Source organism: Mycobacterium sp. 5-140-3-2, assembly GCF_035666375.1.
In the GTDB taxonomy this organism is placed as follows: domain Bacteria; phylum Actinomycetota; class Actinomycetes; order Mycobacteriales; family Mycobacteriaceae; genus Mycobacterium; species Mycobacterium intracellulare.
On record NZ_CP142025.1, the window covers coordinates 2209196 to 2225663 of the forward strand.

Consider the following 16468-nt stretch of genomic DNA (forward strand, 5'->3'; position numbering starts at 1 on the left):
TAGCCTCGATCCATAAATTCCCCAAGTGAGGAGTTAAGGAGATGCCAGCACCGCGATGGGTTGCCCGGGCCAACAAGATCGGCCTCAATCGGTTCACCAAGTACATCGCCCCGTGGGCGCCGGGATGGGCAATCGTCGTCCATCGCGGACGTAAATCGGGGCGCACCTTCCGCACCCCGCTGTGGGCTTTCCGCCGCCACAACGGATTTGTGATCGCGCTGACGTACGGCCCCGAAACCGATTGGGTGCGCAACGTTCTCGCCGCCGGGGGCTGCGAACTACAGACCCGGAGGCGGCGGTATCAGCTCGGCGCCCCGGTCGTGTTCCGCGACGAGGACGCGACCGACATGCCGGCGTTCATCCGGTTCATGCTGCGCAGGGTGATCAAGGCGCCGGAGTTCCTCCGCCTCGACATCGTGAACCAACTAGCAACGGCGCGTTGACGATGGACCTGCCGAGCAGCCCGCTGGGGGAACTGGATCCGCAATTCGAGAAGCTCGGACTCGAGGTGGGCGCGTTCACGTTCGGGCTGCCGGGGACGAGCGTTCGCGAAAAGCTGCTGCAGACCGTGACGCTCGACATCTGCCGCGCCCATCTGGGCCTGGCCTTCCGGATGCACGTCACGGCGGCGACGATGCACGGTCTTACCTACGCCGAATTGTTGGCCGCGATCCGGTTCGTCGCCCCGTACTCGGGTTATCCCGCGGCGGCGGACGCGCTGGCCCGTCTCACCGAGATCGCGGCCGAGATCGGATTGGACACAAGCGATCTCGGTGAACAGCCCGAGCCCGGCGCGGTGAACGACGCCGCGGGGCGCCTCGATATCGCCGACGAATGGACCGCCGAATTCGTCGACTGGCAGCTGTCCCGGGCGTGGTCGGAGGACCTGTTGAGCAGGCGCGAGCGCGCCATCATGGCGCTGACCTCCGATGTCGGCCAGCAGGATCTCGACGAGTCCCTACGCCGGCACGTCGAACTCGCGCTCGACGCCGGTCTCAGCGCCGACGACGTCCGTGACGTGATTCGCTTCTGCGCCGAGTACGGCATCGGGCGCGCCGCGGCGGCCCTGCGGGCGCTTGACGACGTGCTAGTGGGCTAAAGCGTCGAGCGGGATTACGCGTCGCCCGAAGCGAACACGACGTCGGGGTTGAGGATCCCGGCCGGGTCGAAGCTGGCCTTGATGCGGCGCATCAGGTCCACCTTGACGGGATCCTCGAGCTCGACGAAGTACGGGGCCTTGGCGCGGCCGAGGCCGTGCTCGCCTGAGATCGCTCCACCCAATTCCATTGCCAGCGCGAAGATGTCGGTCAACAGCTTCTTCCGCGTCACCGCGTCCGGACAGAAGATGGCCAGGTGCACGTTGCCGTCGCCGGCGTGCCCGCATCCCGCCGCGGCACCGCCGGCCGCCGTCGCCAGATCGCGTGCGGCGGACAGGAACTTCGGCATCGCGCCGCGCGGCACGACGGCGTCGATGAGGTCGTCGGCGTTGAGCGCCTTGAGCGTCCAAAACGCCTTCTCGCGGGCCTCGATCAGCTTGCGCGCCGCGCCGCCGTCGAGCACATAGGCGTCGACGGCCCCCAGCTCGGCGAGCAGCTCACCTGTCGTCTCGACATCCTCGTCCAGCCGATTCACGGTCCGGTTCTCAAGCGCCACAACGAGATAGGCCTGGCAGCTGTCGCGGACGTCGTCGGGAACGCCGAGCTCCAGGTTCTGGGTATGGACCAGCGCGGCCATCGTCACGTTGTCGATGTATTCCAGGATGTAGGGCGCCAGGCCGCTGGCGAGGATCTTCGGCACCGCCTGCATGACCTGGTCGAAGTCGGCGAACGGCGCGAGCACGGTGGCGCTGTGGTCCAGGCGCGGATGCAGCTTGACGATCACCTCGGTGGCCAGCGCCAGGGTGCCCTCGGAGCCGACGATGAGCTGGGTCAGGTCGTAGCCGGTGGAGACCTTGGCGATCTTGCCGCCGGTGCGGATGATCTCGCCGGTGGGCAGCGCCGCCTGCAAGCCGAGCACGTTGTGGCGGGCGACGCCGTATTTGACCGCGCGCATGCCGCCGGCGTTAGTGCCGACGTTGCCGCCGACGCTGGAGGACAGCTCGCCAGGGTGGACCATGTACCGCAGCCCCGTGCCGGCGGTCGCGGCGTCCAGTGCGGTGAGCGTCACGCCGGGCTGGACGACGGCGACCTGGTTGGTGACGTCGACCTCGAGCACGGCGTTCATGCGCTCGAACGAGATCAGCAGGCCGTCGGCGCGGGGGATCGCCGCGCCCGACAGGCCGGTTCCCGAGCCGCGGGCCGTCACCGGCACGTGGTTGTCCGTGGCGGCCCTGAGCAGTTGTGCCACCTCGTCGGCGGTCGCGGGCTTGGCCAGGTACGCGGGTCGTTGCGGGGGCTTGGTCAGCACCTCGTCGTGTGCGTAGTCGTCGGAGATGGCGTCGCCCGTTAGGATGTGGTGCGCGCCGACGATCGTCGCGAACCGCGTTGCCATGTCGGTCATCGAAGGCCCACCTTCTCCCGTCGGACAGCCACTCACTGTATCGGGGTGTGGGGGACGGCGGCGCACCGTAGTTGCGGGCGGCGCTGCCGTGCGGTTGCGACACGCGTGAGCCTGCGCACGTTATGTCGACGCCCGATTCGGGAACACGCGGGCTGGACTGTCTTCGACGTTGCGAAAGGATTGCGCAGTGGCCTCCTCGTCCCGCGGTTCGCGGCTCGGTACCCGGTTCGGGCCGTACGAGCTGCGATCACTGATCGGTGCCGGGGGCCTGGGCGAGGTCTATCGGGCCTACGACACGGTTAAGGACCGGATGGTCGCGCTCAAGCTATTACGTGGCGAGACGGCCGCGGACCCTGGCTTCCAGCAACGGCTTTGGCGCGAATGCCGCAAGGTGACGCGCCTGCAGGAGCCCCACGTCCTCCCGCTGCATGACTTCGGCGAGATCGACGGGGTGCCGTTCATCGACATGCATCTGGTTGACGACGGGGGCAGCCTCAAGGACCTGCTGCGCGAGCAGGGCGCGCTGGAGCCCTCGCGCGCGGCATCGATCACCGCCCAGGTGGCGCGCGCGCTGGACGCCGCACACGCCGCCGGGCTGGTGCACCTCGACGTCAAACCCGAAAACATCCTGCTCACCCACGACCACTTCACCTACCTGGCCGACTTCGGCATCGCCGAAGCCGCCGGGGACGAGTCCCTTTCGCGCACGTACATGGCGCCCGAGCGATTCACCACCGGCCGCATCGGGTCGCAGACCGATGTCTACTCCTTGGCGTGCGTGCTCTATGAGTGCCTCACCGGGCAGCCGCCATTCGAGACAGAGGACGCGGGGGAGCTGAAGAGCGCGCACCTGCTGTCGCCGGCGCCGAGGCCCAGCATCATGCGCCGCGGCGTCGGCCGGGACTACGACGACATCATCACCCGAGGCATGGCCAAACAGCGCACGGCGCGATTTGATACGGCCGGTTCACTGGCCCGGGCCGCCAGCGAAGCGGTGTTCGCGGCGTACGAGCCGGTTTCCGTTGGGGCCGGCCAGCTCCCGCTCCCGCGCACCCGTCCGTTCCCGGCGGTCGCGCTTCCGGATACCGGCCCCGACGGCGACGCCCCCGAGCCGCCCCCTGCGTCGCCGCGGCCCGCGCGCCGACTGATGGTAGGCCACGCGCCGCTCGTGGTGACAGCGGTGGCGACGGTGCTGCTGATCGCCGGCCTGGTGTTGTCGGTGAAATCCGTTGTCGGCACTCATCACAACAGTTCGGCCTCCCCGGGGCCGTCGTCAGCGCGCGCGGCCGCACCTCCCGCGCAGTCGAGCTCGCCGCCACCGCTGACGCCGACGTTGTCGCGTCCGGTGAAGGGCGCCGACGGGCTCGGGTTCGTCGGCGAGACGGCCCGCTGCGACCCGGGCAACCCGCCGGCCGCCGTCGTGCGCACCGCCAAATCGCTGGCGGTGGTGTGCCAAAACCTCAGCGGGACTTACTATTACCGCGGTGAGCGGATCCGCGATGGCGCCCACATCGAGCTTTCCAACGCCAAGCCCGTCGAGGACGGATTCGATGTCACCAATCCGGTCGATGGCGTCGTCTACGAGGTCCGCCCGCACCGGCTGCGGATCATCAGCTACGGGCACGTCGATTCGTCGGAACCCGTCCTGCAGTACGCGACGGCGTCGTAATCACTGGGAAGGCAACGTCTTCGGCATACCCGGCCATGCCAACGCGGCGGGTGGCACATGTCTTTCGAGCGGGCTAGCGGATGTGATAGCGGTTTGCGCACGATCCAGGTGCAAGCACGGCCGAAAGCGCTGGTTGCCAACGGCTTTGCTTGAGTCGCGGTATCGACACGGCGTGGCTGGCGAGTCCGATTCCCGCACCCAGGATGGGCCAGATCGGCCAGAAATAGGTGGCGTCGGTCGTCAGGGCGACGGCCGCCCAGACGGTGAGCACGATGACGACCATGGCCAGGTACGCGGCGAGGTGGGCGCGCACGCCGCGACGGGCCGCGGCGACACGGGCGGCGCGCCGGCGGGGATCGTGGCGCCGGATGCGATCGACCGGCAGGTCGGCGAGGAGTTCGCGGAGTTCGTGGTCGGTCTGCGTCTGGAAAGCGGCTTGTAGCCGTCGGTCGTACTCGTCGATCTGCAGGTAGCCCTGGGCGAGGGCCTGGCCGAGCAGGTCGGCCGTGCGCTCCCGGTCGCGGGTGCCGGCGAGCGTGGATGTGGTCTCAAGCAGATTCGTCATGTCGTCTCCTTGGTCGCCGATGTGAATGCCATTAACATAGATCTTAATGTTAATGTCGTCAACATGGCTGTGAAGCGGTCGACCGTGCGCCGGCGGGAGAGCTATCACCACGGCGATCTCAAGCGCGCGCTGACCAGCGCGGCGCTGTCGCTGGTGGCCGAGAAGGGGCCGAAAGGGTTCACCCTCACGGAGGCGGCGCGCCGCGCCGGGGTCAGTGCCGCGGCGCCGTACCGGCACTTCGCCGACAAGGCCGAGTTGCTGGCCTCCGTCGCCGAACAGGGATTCCTTGACCTGCACGCCGAGTTGGCCGCGGCAGCCGATCGCGTGTCGGATCCGAAGGCACGGGTGACCGAGCTCGGCCGCGCCTACGTGCGGTGGGCCATCGCCCATCCCGATCACTATCAGGTGATGTTTGGGGTGTCGCTGAAGGCCGAGCAGGGCCTAGCGGTGGCCGGAGAGCAGGCGTTCGGGGACCTGCTCGACGCGATCACCCGGTGCCAGGAGGCCGGGATGGTCGCGGCTCAGGATCCCCGCGAGGTGGCCGGGCCGCTCTGGTCGCTGGTGCATGGCATCGCGTCGCTGGCCATCGGTGGCCACCTGCGCGCTGTGGGCATTGCCCAGGCTCCCGAGGAACTGGTGGACGGTGTTGTCGCTCAAGCGCTTTGAGCTGTCACCACGGGCGTGACGTGTCCCGGCTGGGTCCCGGGGTGAAGGTGACCGGGAGCTTGCCCAGCCCGGTCATGCTCGGGTTGCCCAGGTATTGGTGGACGTTTTCGACGTCGACCTGATAGTCGGGGATGCGGTCGAGGACGGCCTTGACCATCACTGCCGACATCAGCCGGGCGAGATGCGATCCGATGCAGCGGTGCGGGCCCAGCCCGAACGCGACGTGGCGGTTGGGTGCGCGGTCGAGGATGATCTCGTCGGGCCGGTCGAACTCGGTTTCGTCGTGGTTGGCCGAGAGCCAGCTGAGGACGACCCGGTCGTTCTTTCTCAGGCATTGGCCGCCGAGGACGACGTCGTGAGTGACTGTGCGGCTGAGGGTTTGGTTGACCGAGAAGTAGCGCAGGAATTCGTCGGTGGCGGTGCGGTAGAGCTCGGGATGGTCGATGAGTTGCTGTCTGAGGTCGGGGTGAGTGCCCAGGTGCCTTAGCGTCAGTGCGGTTTGCGAGGTGGTGGTGTCGACGCCGCCGCCGATGAGGTTCCACAGGATGTTGAGCAGCTGCTCGTCGGTGAGGCGGTGGCCGTCGAATTCGAAGTGCAGCAGGAAGCTGGTCAGGTCGTCTTCGGGGTTGCTGCGTCTGGCCGTGGCGAATTCGATGACTTCTTGCATCATGGCGGGGACTTTGGCGATCGCGTCGGCGTACTCGTCGCTGTCTTGGGGGACGGCCATGACGGAGTGAAAGAGGTTGGCGTACAAGTGCCAATTGTCGTAGGGCAGGCCCATCAGCTTCATGGTCAGGATGGCCGGGACCGGGCTGGCGTAGTCGAGCACCAGGTCCATCTGTCCAGTTGTGATGTGTTGGTCGAGGAACCAGTGCGCGGACTGCTCCATGAACGGCTTGAGTTTCTCGACGGCGCCGGGGGAGAAGAACGGGGCCAGCGCGTGGCGGAGGGCTTGGTGGTAGGGGCCGTCGACCTCGCCGATGCCCAGGGCCGGCTGGCCGTCGGGGCGCGGGACGCCCATCTCGCCCTGGTAGTCGACGCCGTCGGGGGCGTTGGGTTCGTATTTGTGGGCGAAGGTGTCGCCGTCGCGGGCCGTGTGGCTGACGGCGTCATAGCTGCTGAGGTACCAGAAGCCGTCGTAGTTCTCGTTCCAGGCGACTGGACATCGTTGCCGCAGTTCGGCGTTGACGGCCAGCTCGTTGAGGTTGAACGCGTCGGAGTGATGGTCGAAGTCGACGGTGGCCTCGGGCCGGACCTTCGGGCGTGTGACCATCGAAGCTCTCCCACGGAAGCGGTCTGCTTAGTTGGCGGTGACGGGCGCTTATTGGTTTATCTTTGCATTATTACGCTTTCGCGTGGCGTGGAGAAGCTTGGTTAAAGGCCGGTAGCGATTGCATTCGTCAGGGGTCTGACTTGCTGCGGAGGTTGGGTTGAGTAGTCATCGAACGGTTTTCAATCATGTTGGGTTGTGCGTCACGGATCGCGAGCGGTCGCGCCGCTTCTACGAGGGCCTGCTGGGGTTCCAGTTCTGGTGGGGGCTCGACCCGCCCGATGATGCGACGTCGCAGCTGGTCGGACTGCCCGAGCCGCTCGGCGTGCACGCGACCTATCTGGTGCGGGACGGGTTCGTGCTCGAGCTCATGGACTACTCGAAGCGTCAGGTGCACGCCGGCTCGGAGCGCGTGATGGACCAGATCGGGCTGACGCACATCTCGTTCTCGGTGTCGGATCTGCCGGGGGTGCTGGCTCGGGTGGCGGAGTTCGGGGGATCGGTGGTCGATTCGTCAGTGTCGGCGGGCGCGGCGATGATTCGGGATCCGGATGGGCAGTTGTTGGAGTTGTTGTCGGCTGGGTGGTTGAATGCGTTGCCTGCGCGGCCGTAGTTGGATTGGCTGAGCAAAGTTGCGATCGAAGCAATATCTAATATTTTCGAAGACTTCCGAGCTCGTTGAGGGCTGCAGTTTTAATCATCATAAATCTGTTAGTTAAGGCCGCGCGCACGTTGTCCTCAAAATTATCGACATCCCCCATCTCCGGAATAGCTATCATGTGGTCCGATTTTGCAATATCGGTAACATCTTTGACATACTGATGGATCGATAACGGACCGATCCGTCGGTTAGTTGAACGACTAACGTAAGTCCGATTTAGCGGGCTATTCAGCACCCTTCCGATGCCATCGGTTGCTTTCCGAAGGTCGCGCGTCGATTCATTCACCGTTTTAGCTTGAGCGAGTGGAATTAGGTGATGATCCTCGAGATCGTCGGCGCCCCAAGCGGTCAGCCGTGGCGCACTGTCAGGATTGTCCTCGCCGGGTAGTAAGTCGCGGGGGCAGCGACTGAGGACATACTGCAGAAGATACTTGTCTACGTCGGTAGATACACCAGCCTCTTCATCGGTTCTGAGAAGTGTTTTTCATCAGAGTATTGGGGGTCGGCGAGGACCATATCGAACCGGGCAGAAAAAGGATCATCTATGTTATCGTCAAGCCATCGAAGTAGGTTCTTTGCATCATTTACAGCGTTTTCATTCTGCCTAGCTTTATATGTCCCGGTCAGTACCGAACACCAATACCAATATTCGATGCGGTCAAGCCGGTCGCGATCTTTGAATGCGTCCTCCGACGAGAGGCACAGGGCGATCGGCAGCAACAGCAACTGGTTACGAAGATCGCTTTCTCGACGAATGCCGCATCTGAATTGCAGAAATGCCCAGGACCGCAACACTGCCCTTCCCGCTTGCGGCCAATAGTGTAGAACGGCGTCGGGGGCCATCGATAGAATAGCTTTTTGCTTTATCGCATCTGTCGACAGGGCATCGATACCCTGGGTGTGGCTGAATTGTAACGACATAACATTAAGAAACGCGTTTTTGAATCGAACAGAGAGTTCATCATTGTCCAGTGCAATGCCGCCCGCTGGATCAATAGACCAACTAGCGGGTTTGGAACCATGATTGTCTCCCCAAAGCTCGTCAAGCTCGAACTTCTCGTCAGTCACGAGTTGCGATAACTTGTCGGCGAGGCTCTCACTCAGATCGCCCTTCGCCGCTTTCGCCGTGATAAGATCGAAAGTTGCAAGAGGAGTACCACCTTTGTTCATAGCTTCAAATATCACGACTGCGCGGTCCAGTTGGTCCGGTCCGATTTCTACGTAAGGGATACCGTAGTCAGCGCGTTTGCCAATAAATTGCGAAAGCGTCTCCACCCATCTAGCTGCTAGGCTATGTAGTCCAGCAATCAGATCAGATTGAGTTGGCTCTTCGGCAAGAAAGGGTTGCGCCCGACGGAGAGCGGCCAATAACTCTGTTTGGCATCTACCATCTTTGATTTCTGCTTCGAGCTCTCTTCTTCGTTGTTCGCCGAGATGCTGAAGCGTCAGTTGATGCAATGGTGGGTCGTTTTCCGCAGAAGGCGGTGTAGCCACTTCCCAAAGAGGCACCAGTCCGTGCGCGCTTGCATTCGAAGTTTGGCTAAGTCGGTTAGCGTGCGTCGCCGGCTTGCTAGGGTGATACCAGGGGACTTTCCCTGTTTTGTTAATGCGCAACTCTCGAAGCCGATCTCGTATAGATTCAGGCTCCGTAGGTAACTGTGTGAAGTTCAGATATTTGTATCCAAAGTAATCCTCGGCGCCCTCCTCGGGCTGTATTTGCAGGGCCCAACGGTAGCGCAGCCGCCAATACCATTGGTCGACTTTCGTAGTCCAGTTCTCTCCGCTGAGGGGGTCTGCGAAGACTTGGTACAACGTTGAGAGTCGCTGCTGCCCGTCCAGGACGAAGGTGTATTCGTGGCCTTCTTGCAATTCGTCAACTTGTCGGCTTCCGAGCGTCCGGCCAGGAAAGACCATGCCGCTTCCACGGAGAAGCAGTAGAGAACCGGAGGGGACATTGAGAAGCACGGAAGTAGCCAAGCCTCTTTGCTGTTCAAGTGACCAGACAAACTGACGCTGAAAGGGGGGCAGCCGGAGGTTTCCAGCGTCGTTTTGTGTGAACAGCTTTGCTAACGTCGTCGAGTTGTACTCTGCTTCCACGCTGTTAACCCTTCACCTTGCTTCGCCTCTGCAAACTGGTGCGTCGATGGAAACGACCCGGTATGCCACATCAACCAATGGCACGGTGAGTAGCCGATGAGCGCGAGGACCACCCTGGCGGGTGCTACACAACGTCAAAGGTTCGTCGATGAGTGTAGCTGCAACGTTAAAGCCGACAGGCCCGAAACTTCGTACCACCTCAGGTCGACAGTCAAGTAGGCCAGGAGACTGTAGAGGTTTTCCGCACACTAGTGTTCTGGGCTTCGACCTGGGTGGCTGCCGTACGTAATGGAATGTGTCGTGGTTGACGTACCAGGGAGCACTCAGTCCTAGCGATCTGAGGGCGGTGACACTAACCCGAACCTAGGCCCCGTGGCATGCCGATTCATTTAGAAGCTACGTTGTCGTACCCCTGTGCGATGGTGGCTATGCCCGCGTGGCGTCCCCGATTTCAGAACTGGACGAATAGGATCTCATCGATGGTCTACCTCGATTACAATGCCTCCACGCCGGTTGACCAGCGGGTCCTTCCTGGGCTGGCGCAGGCACTCGAGGCGTTCGCCAATCCTGCCAGCAGGCATCATAAGGCTGGACAGTTGGCGGGGGAGCTTGTTGAAGAGTCTCGAAGCAGGGTCGCTTCCCTGTTGCGCCGGCCCACACAGGACGTGATCTTCACAAGCGGGGCGTCGGAAGCTGCGGCGATCGGCATAGTGGGTGCAATGCTCGGCGCGGCGCATCGTCCGAACGTTGTGGTTTCGGCGACGGAGCACAAGGCGATTCTTGCTGGGGCGGAGCTCGGAGCGCGGCTAGTGGAGGGTAACGTTCGTACGGCGCCGGTCGACCACGCAGGCCGCGTTGATTTATCCACACTCGAATGTCTCGTCGATGATTCGGTCTCTGTCGTTGCAGTCATGGCAGCCAATAACGAAACCGGCGTTGTATCTCCTGGCATGGACGTGGCGGAAATCGCCCGGCGCTCGGGTGCTCTCAACTTTGTCGACATCACTCAGCTCTTGGGAAAGGCGCCGTTGGGTGATACAGCAAATCTTGCCGACGTGATGATTTGCAGCGGTCACAAAATATATGGCCCCAAAGGGGCCGGCGCTCTTATTGCAGATCGGCGAATTCAACAGCGCATAGTCCCAATCTTGTCTGGCGGCGGACAAGAACGGGGCATCCGAGGAGGCACTCATAACACGCCAGCGATCGTTGGTTTTGGTCTGGCGGCTGAGCTCGCTGAGAAAGAACAGGACAATGACTCGCAACGGATTGGGCACTTAGCCGCGAACCTATTGCGGCGACTTCAAGTTGAGCTCGGCGATGTCCTGCTGAACGGAGAGGATGCGGAACGGCTATCAAATACACTGAACCTGCGTTTTGTGGGCGCAGATGCTGAGGCAGTGATGGCATCGATGCCTGACATTTTTGTGTCATCTGGAAGCGCCTGCCAGTCCGCATCACCGACCCCGTCGCATGTATTGCTGGCGATGGGAATGACTGGAACCGAAGCTTCGGAGTCGCTCCGTATATCGCTCGGGCGTCCGACGACTTCGGACGAGGTTGACGTCGCTGCCGACGCGATCGTCGCAGCGGTATCGCGTGTCCGCGACATGACTGCAGCGTAGGAGGAACAAGCGGTGAATCTTGAGCAGGCAGCAACACCAATGTTCGCTAACCATCAAACTTTCCACCCGCGCTTCGGATGGATCAAGAAAGGCTACGACGCGGCCGCGTCCGACCCGAACATCTTCAACGAACAGTCGGCTCCTGTTGAGCTTGGGGTCGGCAAGAACATGGTAGAGGCGATCAGGTTCTGGTCGTTCGCCACGAAAGTGATTGCGCGGCGGCCGCATCCGGATCGGCCACGCCAATCGGTATATACGCCAACCCACATAGGTCGGGCTTTGCTCGACGAACGGTGCGGATTCGATCCCTACCTTGAAGACCCGGCGACTCTGTGGATATTGCATTGGCAAGCGATCTCGGCACGTTCGGTCCTCCCTGTCTGGCGCCTTGCCTTCAACGATTTTGGGGCGGTGGAGTTCACGGACGCTGAACTGCTTCAGTTCTGTACTGACGAGATAGCAGCGACAACATGGTCTCAGCCCATGACAAGCAGCCTTCAAAAAGACGTTGACTGCCTGTTGCGCATGTACTCACGGCGTGAGACTCAAGGGCGTCAGATACTAGATGACCTGCTTGATTCCCCGTTTCGGGAGTTAGGTCTGATCCGCCCTTCTCCGGGACCGAAGAAAAATGCTTATCGCATGGTTATCGGCAGCAAGCCTACGTTGTCGGCGACGGCAATAACCTATGCGTGCCTCGATTACCTGTGCCGCGGGGGTGACGGGAGCCGGACCATTTCCCTTGCCCGTCTGACCGCCGACCCCGGTTCGCCAGGGCGGATCATGAAGCTTGCGGAGCAGGACATTGCAGACGCAATCGACGAATCGGCAAGTGTCGTAGGTCATCTAGGTCTGGCTAGGCCAGCCGGGTCCAGGCAGATGACAATCAGCACTAGTCCGGGGGACGTTGCGCTGGAGGTGCTTGCGGCCAGGCGGGAACAGAAAGTTTCTAAACTTGTATCCGAGTCGGGACTGGCGTTGGTGGGAAGTGCCGCGACGAACCCGTGCAAGTCGGACGCTGAGATCGAGCGTTCTGTAAGGAAGCAAAGCCGTGCACGTTCGGAACAACGAGGTGACGCAGCGTGAGTGGCTTATTAGCCGATTTCATCACTGTTAATGGCCGATTCAGCCGATCCGCCAATGTCGAGCGAGATCACGGACGTAACGCTATAGAAGGGTACGTACCTACCGGCCGAGCTCTCGACGTCATTTCGCGTATCGCCCATGGCCTGCACGACTCCGCTGCGGGCCGGACCTTTTCAATCACGGGTCCGCACGGAGGCGGAAAGTCTTCGCTCGCCGTATTTCTTGACGGGCTTCTTGCCAGTGCATCGAGTGAAGAGTCGAAGACCGCGCATTCGATCTTGGCGGCCGCTGATCCGTCGGTCGACTCGCTTTTGCGCAAAGGGATGCGATCAGTCAACGCTGGACGACAAGGATTCATCCGCGCTTTCGCGACTGCCCACAGCGAATCAGTATCAACGACCATCGCCCGTGCGCTACATGGCGGGGCTGTCCGGCAGTACGGTCCTAGGCAATCGATCGTGCCAGCGTCCTTCGGATTACACACCCATACACCGCGCGCGACAGAGATTCGAGCATGCATACGGGAGATGTCAGCATCTTGCCCTCTCCTGCTCTTAATCGACGAATTCGGCAAGAATCTCGAGTACTTTGCGTCGTCCGGCAGCGAGGGGGATCCGTTCCTACTCCAGGAACTTGCAGAGATGACCCAGGGAGAAGATGCTCTCCCCATGGTGATCGTCACCATGCAGCATCTTTCCTTCGATGAGTATGTTCAAGACGGCTCGACAGCTCGACGCAGAGAGTGGTCCAAGGTCCAAGGGCGCTTCCAAGACATTCCGTACGTTGAAACGGCGGAACAGTCGCGAAGGCTAATTGCTGCGGCGATCACGCATCGCCCGACAGTTCGCAAAGCGGCAGAACAGTGGGTGCAGACGCACCGATCTCAGCTGGAGTCGCTCGGGCTGCGCGAACTGATCGACGATGCCGCTGCAGCGGTACCTTTGCACCCGATCGCGTTGGCAGTGCTGCCCGAGCTCTGCAGCAGATATGGCCAGAACGAAAGAACGTTGTTCTCGTTCCTTGCAGGAACGGAACCGTGTGCGGTCCCAGAATTTCTTGCGGCCGCTGCTTGGCAGCCGAAGAAGGCGTTGCCTCTTGTCGGCCTCGACCAGCTTTACGACTACTTCCTCGAAGCGTCTAGCAGCATGATCGGTGTTGCAGATGGTGCGAGCCGTTGGATTGAAATTGAGACGCGCATCCGTGACACTGCCGGCCTGACGCCCGCTCAGCTCAAGGCGGTCAAGACGATCGGTGTCCTCAATCTTGTGTCGAGTGGAGGCCGCATTCGTGCGTCACGGCAGTTGCTCGAGTTAGCGCTTGCGCCCGCGAATTCAGTTGACGATTCAGGTGATTCACCGAACCCTGGCGCTGTGCTCGAGTCGCTGGTCCAGGCCGGACTGATTACCTACCGAGCTTTTTCCGACGAGTATCGGATTTGGCACGGGTCTGACTACAACCTTCGGCGAGTGATCGATGCAGCGAGGCACTCATACGAAGATGCCGACTTTGCGAATCTGCTCCGGGACGCAGTTGAGCTTGAACCTTTTGTCGCGGGACGCCACAGTCAGCGCACCGGGGTCCTGAGGGTATTCCAGCGACAGTTCAGTACTTTAACCGGCGGACCGGACGAAGTACTCGATTCCCAGTGGGATGGGATCGTCTACTATGCGACAAACTCGCTTGCGGATCTGAGTCTCGCGCCTAGACCATCTGACGGAAGACCCGCTGTATACGTCATCCCCGACGACGTTTCCACGGTACGTCAGGCGGCGATCGATGCGGCAGCTTTGAATTCAGCCCTCCGAAGTGCAGAGGCAGAGGGCGCCGACTGGGTTGCACGGCGCGAACTAGTCGAGCGCGTGTCGGCTGCTCAACAAAAGCTGCAGATCCAAATCGCGCAGACCTGGAACAACGACGCCGACTGGATTTTGGCGGGTTCCGGTCGCTCGCTAGACCCGCGACGTGGACCATCGGCGTTGCTTTCTGATGTTGCTGATGTCATTTACCCCGACACGCCACGGATCGCAAATGAAATGATTGCGCGCCGGGAGCTTACAAGCCAGGGCGCAAAGGCTCGACGGTTCCTCATTGACGCGCTCCTCGCACACGAGGACCGTGAGGCATTCTCGATCGAAGGCTACGGCCCAGATCGTGCCATGTACGAGGCCATATTCCGATCCACCGGGATTCACCGTTTGGCAGAGGGCGATACTTGGAAAATCCAGCCACCTACTGATCGGCGTTGGAAACCCCTTTGGGCCGCGATGAATTCGGCCTTTGACGGCGCTGTCGACTCGCGTCTCTGTCTGAAAGACATTGGATCACATTTGTTGTTACCACCCTTCGGCGTGAAGGACGGCATCATCCCGATATTGTTGATCGCCGGACTTGTCGCGCGAAGTGACGAGATCGCCGTCTACGAACACGGAAGTCTCGTACTCTCGATCGACGATGCTGTTGCTGAGCGGCTTGCCAAGAACCCGGCTAATTTCTCCATCAAAAACACCCAAACTTCCACTGGCAGAAGGGCAATCGCCATCGACTGTCTAGTGGACCGGCTCGGCATCATTAGCGGTCACGGACGGCCCACCTTCTTGAATGTTGTGACCGCTATATACCGTGAACTTCGAAACTTGCCGCCTTACTCCCAGAAGACAAATCTTGAGTTGTCTGCGCAATCGATCGCGGTTCGCGACGCCTTCCACCAAGCGGCGGAGCCTGACGTCTTGCTCTTCGAGACGCTGCCAAAGATTTTTGGGCTGAAGTCCTTTGCTGGGCGCAGCCGGCTAGAGCGAAGCGATATCGAGCGGTTCGCCGACCAGCTCACGGTTTCGATTCGTGAGCTTCGAGATGCTTATCCTCGTCTGCTTGATTCAGTGCAACGACAACTCGCACATGCGACAGCTTCCAGGGGCTCGCTAGCGGAACTGAAAGATGCGCTAGCGGCAGACGCAAGGCGCCTCAATGGCCAGGTCCTTGAGCCGCGACTCAAGGCATTTATTGGCGCGCTTGAACGCCCGCTCGAGGATCAGCAGTGGCTGGAAAACGTCGCAATGGTTGTGTGCGATGGTCAAGCTCCGAGGGTCTGGACAGACGAGATCGCCAGCCGCTATCCGTTGAGGGTTGCTGAAATGGGAGGAGCTCTACGGAGGACGTCGGCATTGCTGCATGAGCGTCTCGCGTCCAACGTTGAGCATGGGTATTCAGTGACCAGGATGACACTGACCTCGCCGGACGGCACCGAGGCGGTGCAGCTGTTGTCGCTGACAGAGCACGAAAAAAGTGCAATCACTCCATTATTCGACGAATTTATCGCTAGGTTGATGGACGGCGGGGTTCCGCGACCCACCGCTTGTCGGATGCTCATGGCAAGGTTGGCCGAAGAGTTTGAGCCGGCCGAATCCGCAGAGATTCGCGAAGTAGTAGGGAAGGACAAGCGCTATGGCTAATGTCATTCGCCATATATGCGGGATCAGCGGTGGCAAAGATTCGAGTGCGCTGGCGGTGTATCTGCGTGACCGCGTACCCGAGATGGAATACTTCTTCTGCGACACCGGCGCAGAGCTTCCAGAGACGTACGAGTACCTTGACCGTCTCGAGACCGCCCTGGGGAAGCCGATCGCTCGGCTGAATGCAAAGAAGGGCTTCGATCACTGGTTCGATGTGTACCGAGGGGCACTTCCATCTCCACAGATGCGCTGGTGCACAAAGAAGATGAAGATCGAACCCCTCGAAGAGTGGATCGGCAATGATCATGCTGTCTCGTACGTGGCTATCCGCGCCGACGAGTCCGGCCGCAAAGGCTACGTAAGCACCAAGCCGAACATTCGGACAGTCCTGCCATTTGTGGAAGAGAACATTGACCACGATGGCGTCCTCCGAATCCTCGACGAGGCAGGCATCGGTCTCCCGAAGTATTACGAGTGGCGTACCCGGTCTGGTTGTTACTTTTGCTTCTACCAGCGCAAGGCGGAGTGGGTTGGGCTCGCGGACAAGCATCCCGACCTATTTCAAAGAGCGATAGCGATCGAGACGAAAGTCCGACGGGATGCCGGGGCGGATGGAGATGCCTCCTTCGGTGAGTATGCGATGAAGGGTCGCCAGTACACGTGGTCGGGAGGGGAGTCGCTCCCCGATCTGATTGCACGGCGCGAGGAGATCTTGGCCCGTCACGAAGAAGCTCAACAGCAAGCGACGAAGCGGAAAAAGAATCGCCCCGTATGGGAGATCCTTGGCGACGCGCTTGATGATGACGACGACTCGATGCAGTGCTCGGTATGTGCGCTATGACCCGTGGCATGTCAAGCTAGCCAAGATCCCTAGAAATCCT

General features: G+C 61.2%; 14 protein-coding genes. 9 read left to right on the forward strand and 5 right to left on the reverse strand.

Annotated elements, in window-relative coordinates; genetic code table 11:
* The first annotated feature begins 41 nt into the window (after nt 1–41).
* Both P6281_RS10515 and P6281_RS10520 read left to right on the forward strand, forming a co-directional pair.
* Entirely contained in the window at nt 42–443 is a 402-nt protein-coding gene (locus tag P6281_RS10515) for a nitroreductase family deazaflavin-dependent oxidoreductase (RefSeq protein WP_201359203.1), read from the forward strand.
* A gap of 2 nt (nt 444–445) precedes the next feature.
* Nucleotides 446–1099: a carboxymuconolactone decarboxylase family protein gene (locus tag P6281_RS10520; RefSeq protein ID WP_201408985.1), complete on the forward strand. Its 654-nt coding sequence runs from the start codon at nt 446–448 to the stop codon at nt 1097–1099.
* Nucleotides 1100–1113: 14 nt separating this feature from the next.
* On the opposite strand, the gene P6281_RS10525 is transcribed toward P6281_RS10520, so the two are convergent.
* Nucleotides 1114–2499 (reverse strand): FAD-binding oxidoreductase, encoded by a 1386-nt coding sequence (locus tag P6281_RS10525; RefSeq protein WP_324738870.1) that lies wholly within the window; start codon nt 2497–2499, stop codon nt 1114–1116.
* A gap of 187 nt (nt 2500–2686) precedes the next feature.
* Here P6281_RS10525 and P6281_RS10530 point away from each other — a divergent pair, with 187 nt between their 5' ends.
* Nucleotides 2687–4168, forward strand: coding sequence for a serine/threonine-protein kinase (locus P6281_RS10530; protein ID WP_201368377.1), 1482 nt, complete (start codon nt 2687–2689; stop codon nt 4166–4168).
* A 73-nt stretch (nt 4169–4241) separates the two neighbouring features.
* On the opposite strand, the gene P6281_RS10535 is transcribed toward P6281_RS10530, so the two are convergent.
* Complete coding sequence (locus P6281_RS10535; RefSeq protein ID WP_201368376.1) at nt 4242–4733, reverse strand: DUF1707 domain-containing protein; 492 nt, start codon at nt 4731–4733, stop codon at nt 4242–4244.
* A 69-nt stretch (nt 4734–4802) separates the two neighbouring features.
* Between P6281_RS10535 and P6281_RS10540 the strand changes: the two genes are divergently transcribed.
* On the forward strand, nt 4803–5399 hold the full coding sequence (locus P6281_RS10540) for a TetR/AcrR family transcriptional regulator (RefSeq protein WP_324738943.1): 597 nt from the start codon (nt 4803–4805) through the stop codon (nt 5397–5399).
* 4 nt (nt 5400–5403) lie between these two features.
* Here P6281_RS10540 and P6281_RS10545 read toward each other — a convergent pair whose 3' ends face one another.
* Nucleotides 5404–6672: a cytochrome P450 gene (locus P6281_RS10545; RefSeq protein ID WP_202378682.1), complete on the reverse strand. Its 1269-nt coding sequence runs from the start codon at nt 6670–6672 to the stop codon at nt 5404–5406.
* 157 nt (nt 6673–6829) lie between these two features.
* Between P6281_RS10545 and P6281_RS10550 the strand changes: the two genes are divergently transcribed.
* The gene (locus P6281_RS10550; RefSeq protein ID WP_202378683.1) at nt 6830–7282 is read left to right on the forward strand and encodes a VOC family protein; all 453 of its coding nucleotides are present in this window, start codon (nt 6830–6832) and stop codon (nt 7280–7282) included.
* A 37-nt stretch (nt 7283–7319) separates the two neighbouring features.
* On the opposite strand, the gene P6281_RS10555 is transcribed toward P6281_RS10550, so the two are convergent.
* Entirely contained in the window at nt 7320–7616 is a 297-nt protein-coding gene (locus P6281_RS10555) for a hypothetical protein (protein ID WP_324738871.1), read from the reverse strand.
* 149 nt (nt 7617–7765) lie between these two features.
* On the reverse strand, nt 7766–9427 hold the full coding sequence (locus P6281_RS10560) for a GmrSD restriction endonuclease domain-containing protein (protein ID WP_324738872.1): 1662 nt from the start codon (nt 9425–9427) through the stop codon (nt 7766–7768).
* A 479-nt stretch (nt 9428–9906) separates the two neighbouring features.
* Here P6281_RS10560 and P6281_RS10565 point away from each other — a divergent pair, with 479 nt between their 5' ends.
* The 4 genes from P6281_RS10565 to P6281_RS10580 are packed head-to-tail and all read left to right on the forward strand — an operon-like array spanning nt 9907 to nt 16428.
* A complete protein-coding gene (locus tag P6281_RS10565; protein WP_202378685.1) occupies nt 9907–11052 on the forward strand; it encodes a cysteine desulfurase family protein in 1146 nt (381 codons plus the stop codon).
* A gap of 12 nt (nt 11053–11064) precedes the next feature.
* Nucleotides 11065–12138: a DUF4007 family protein gene (locus P6281_RS10570; RefSeq protein ID WP_202378686.1), complete on the forward strand. Its 1074-nt coding sequence runs from the start codon at nt 11065–11067 to the stop codon at nt 12136–12138.
* A complete protein-coding gene (locus P6281_RS10575; protein ID WP_324738873.1) occupies nt 12135–15587 on the forward strand; it encodes a hypothetical protein in 3453 nt (1150 codons plus the stop codon). Before P6281_RS10570 ends, P6281_RS10575 begins: the two co-directional genes overlap by 4 nt.
* Entirely contained in the window at nt 15580–16428 is an 849-nt protein-coding gene (locus tag P6281_RS10580; RefSeq protein ID WP_202378687.1) for a phosphoadenosine phosphosulfate reductase family protein, read from the forward strand. The genes P6281_RS10575 and P6281_RS10580 overlap by 8 nt, the downstream gene beginning before the upstream one ends.
* The last annotated feature ends 40 nt before the right edge of the window (nt 16429–16468 follow it).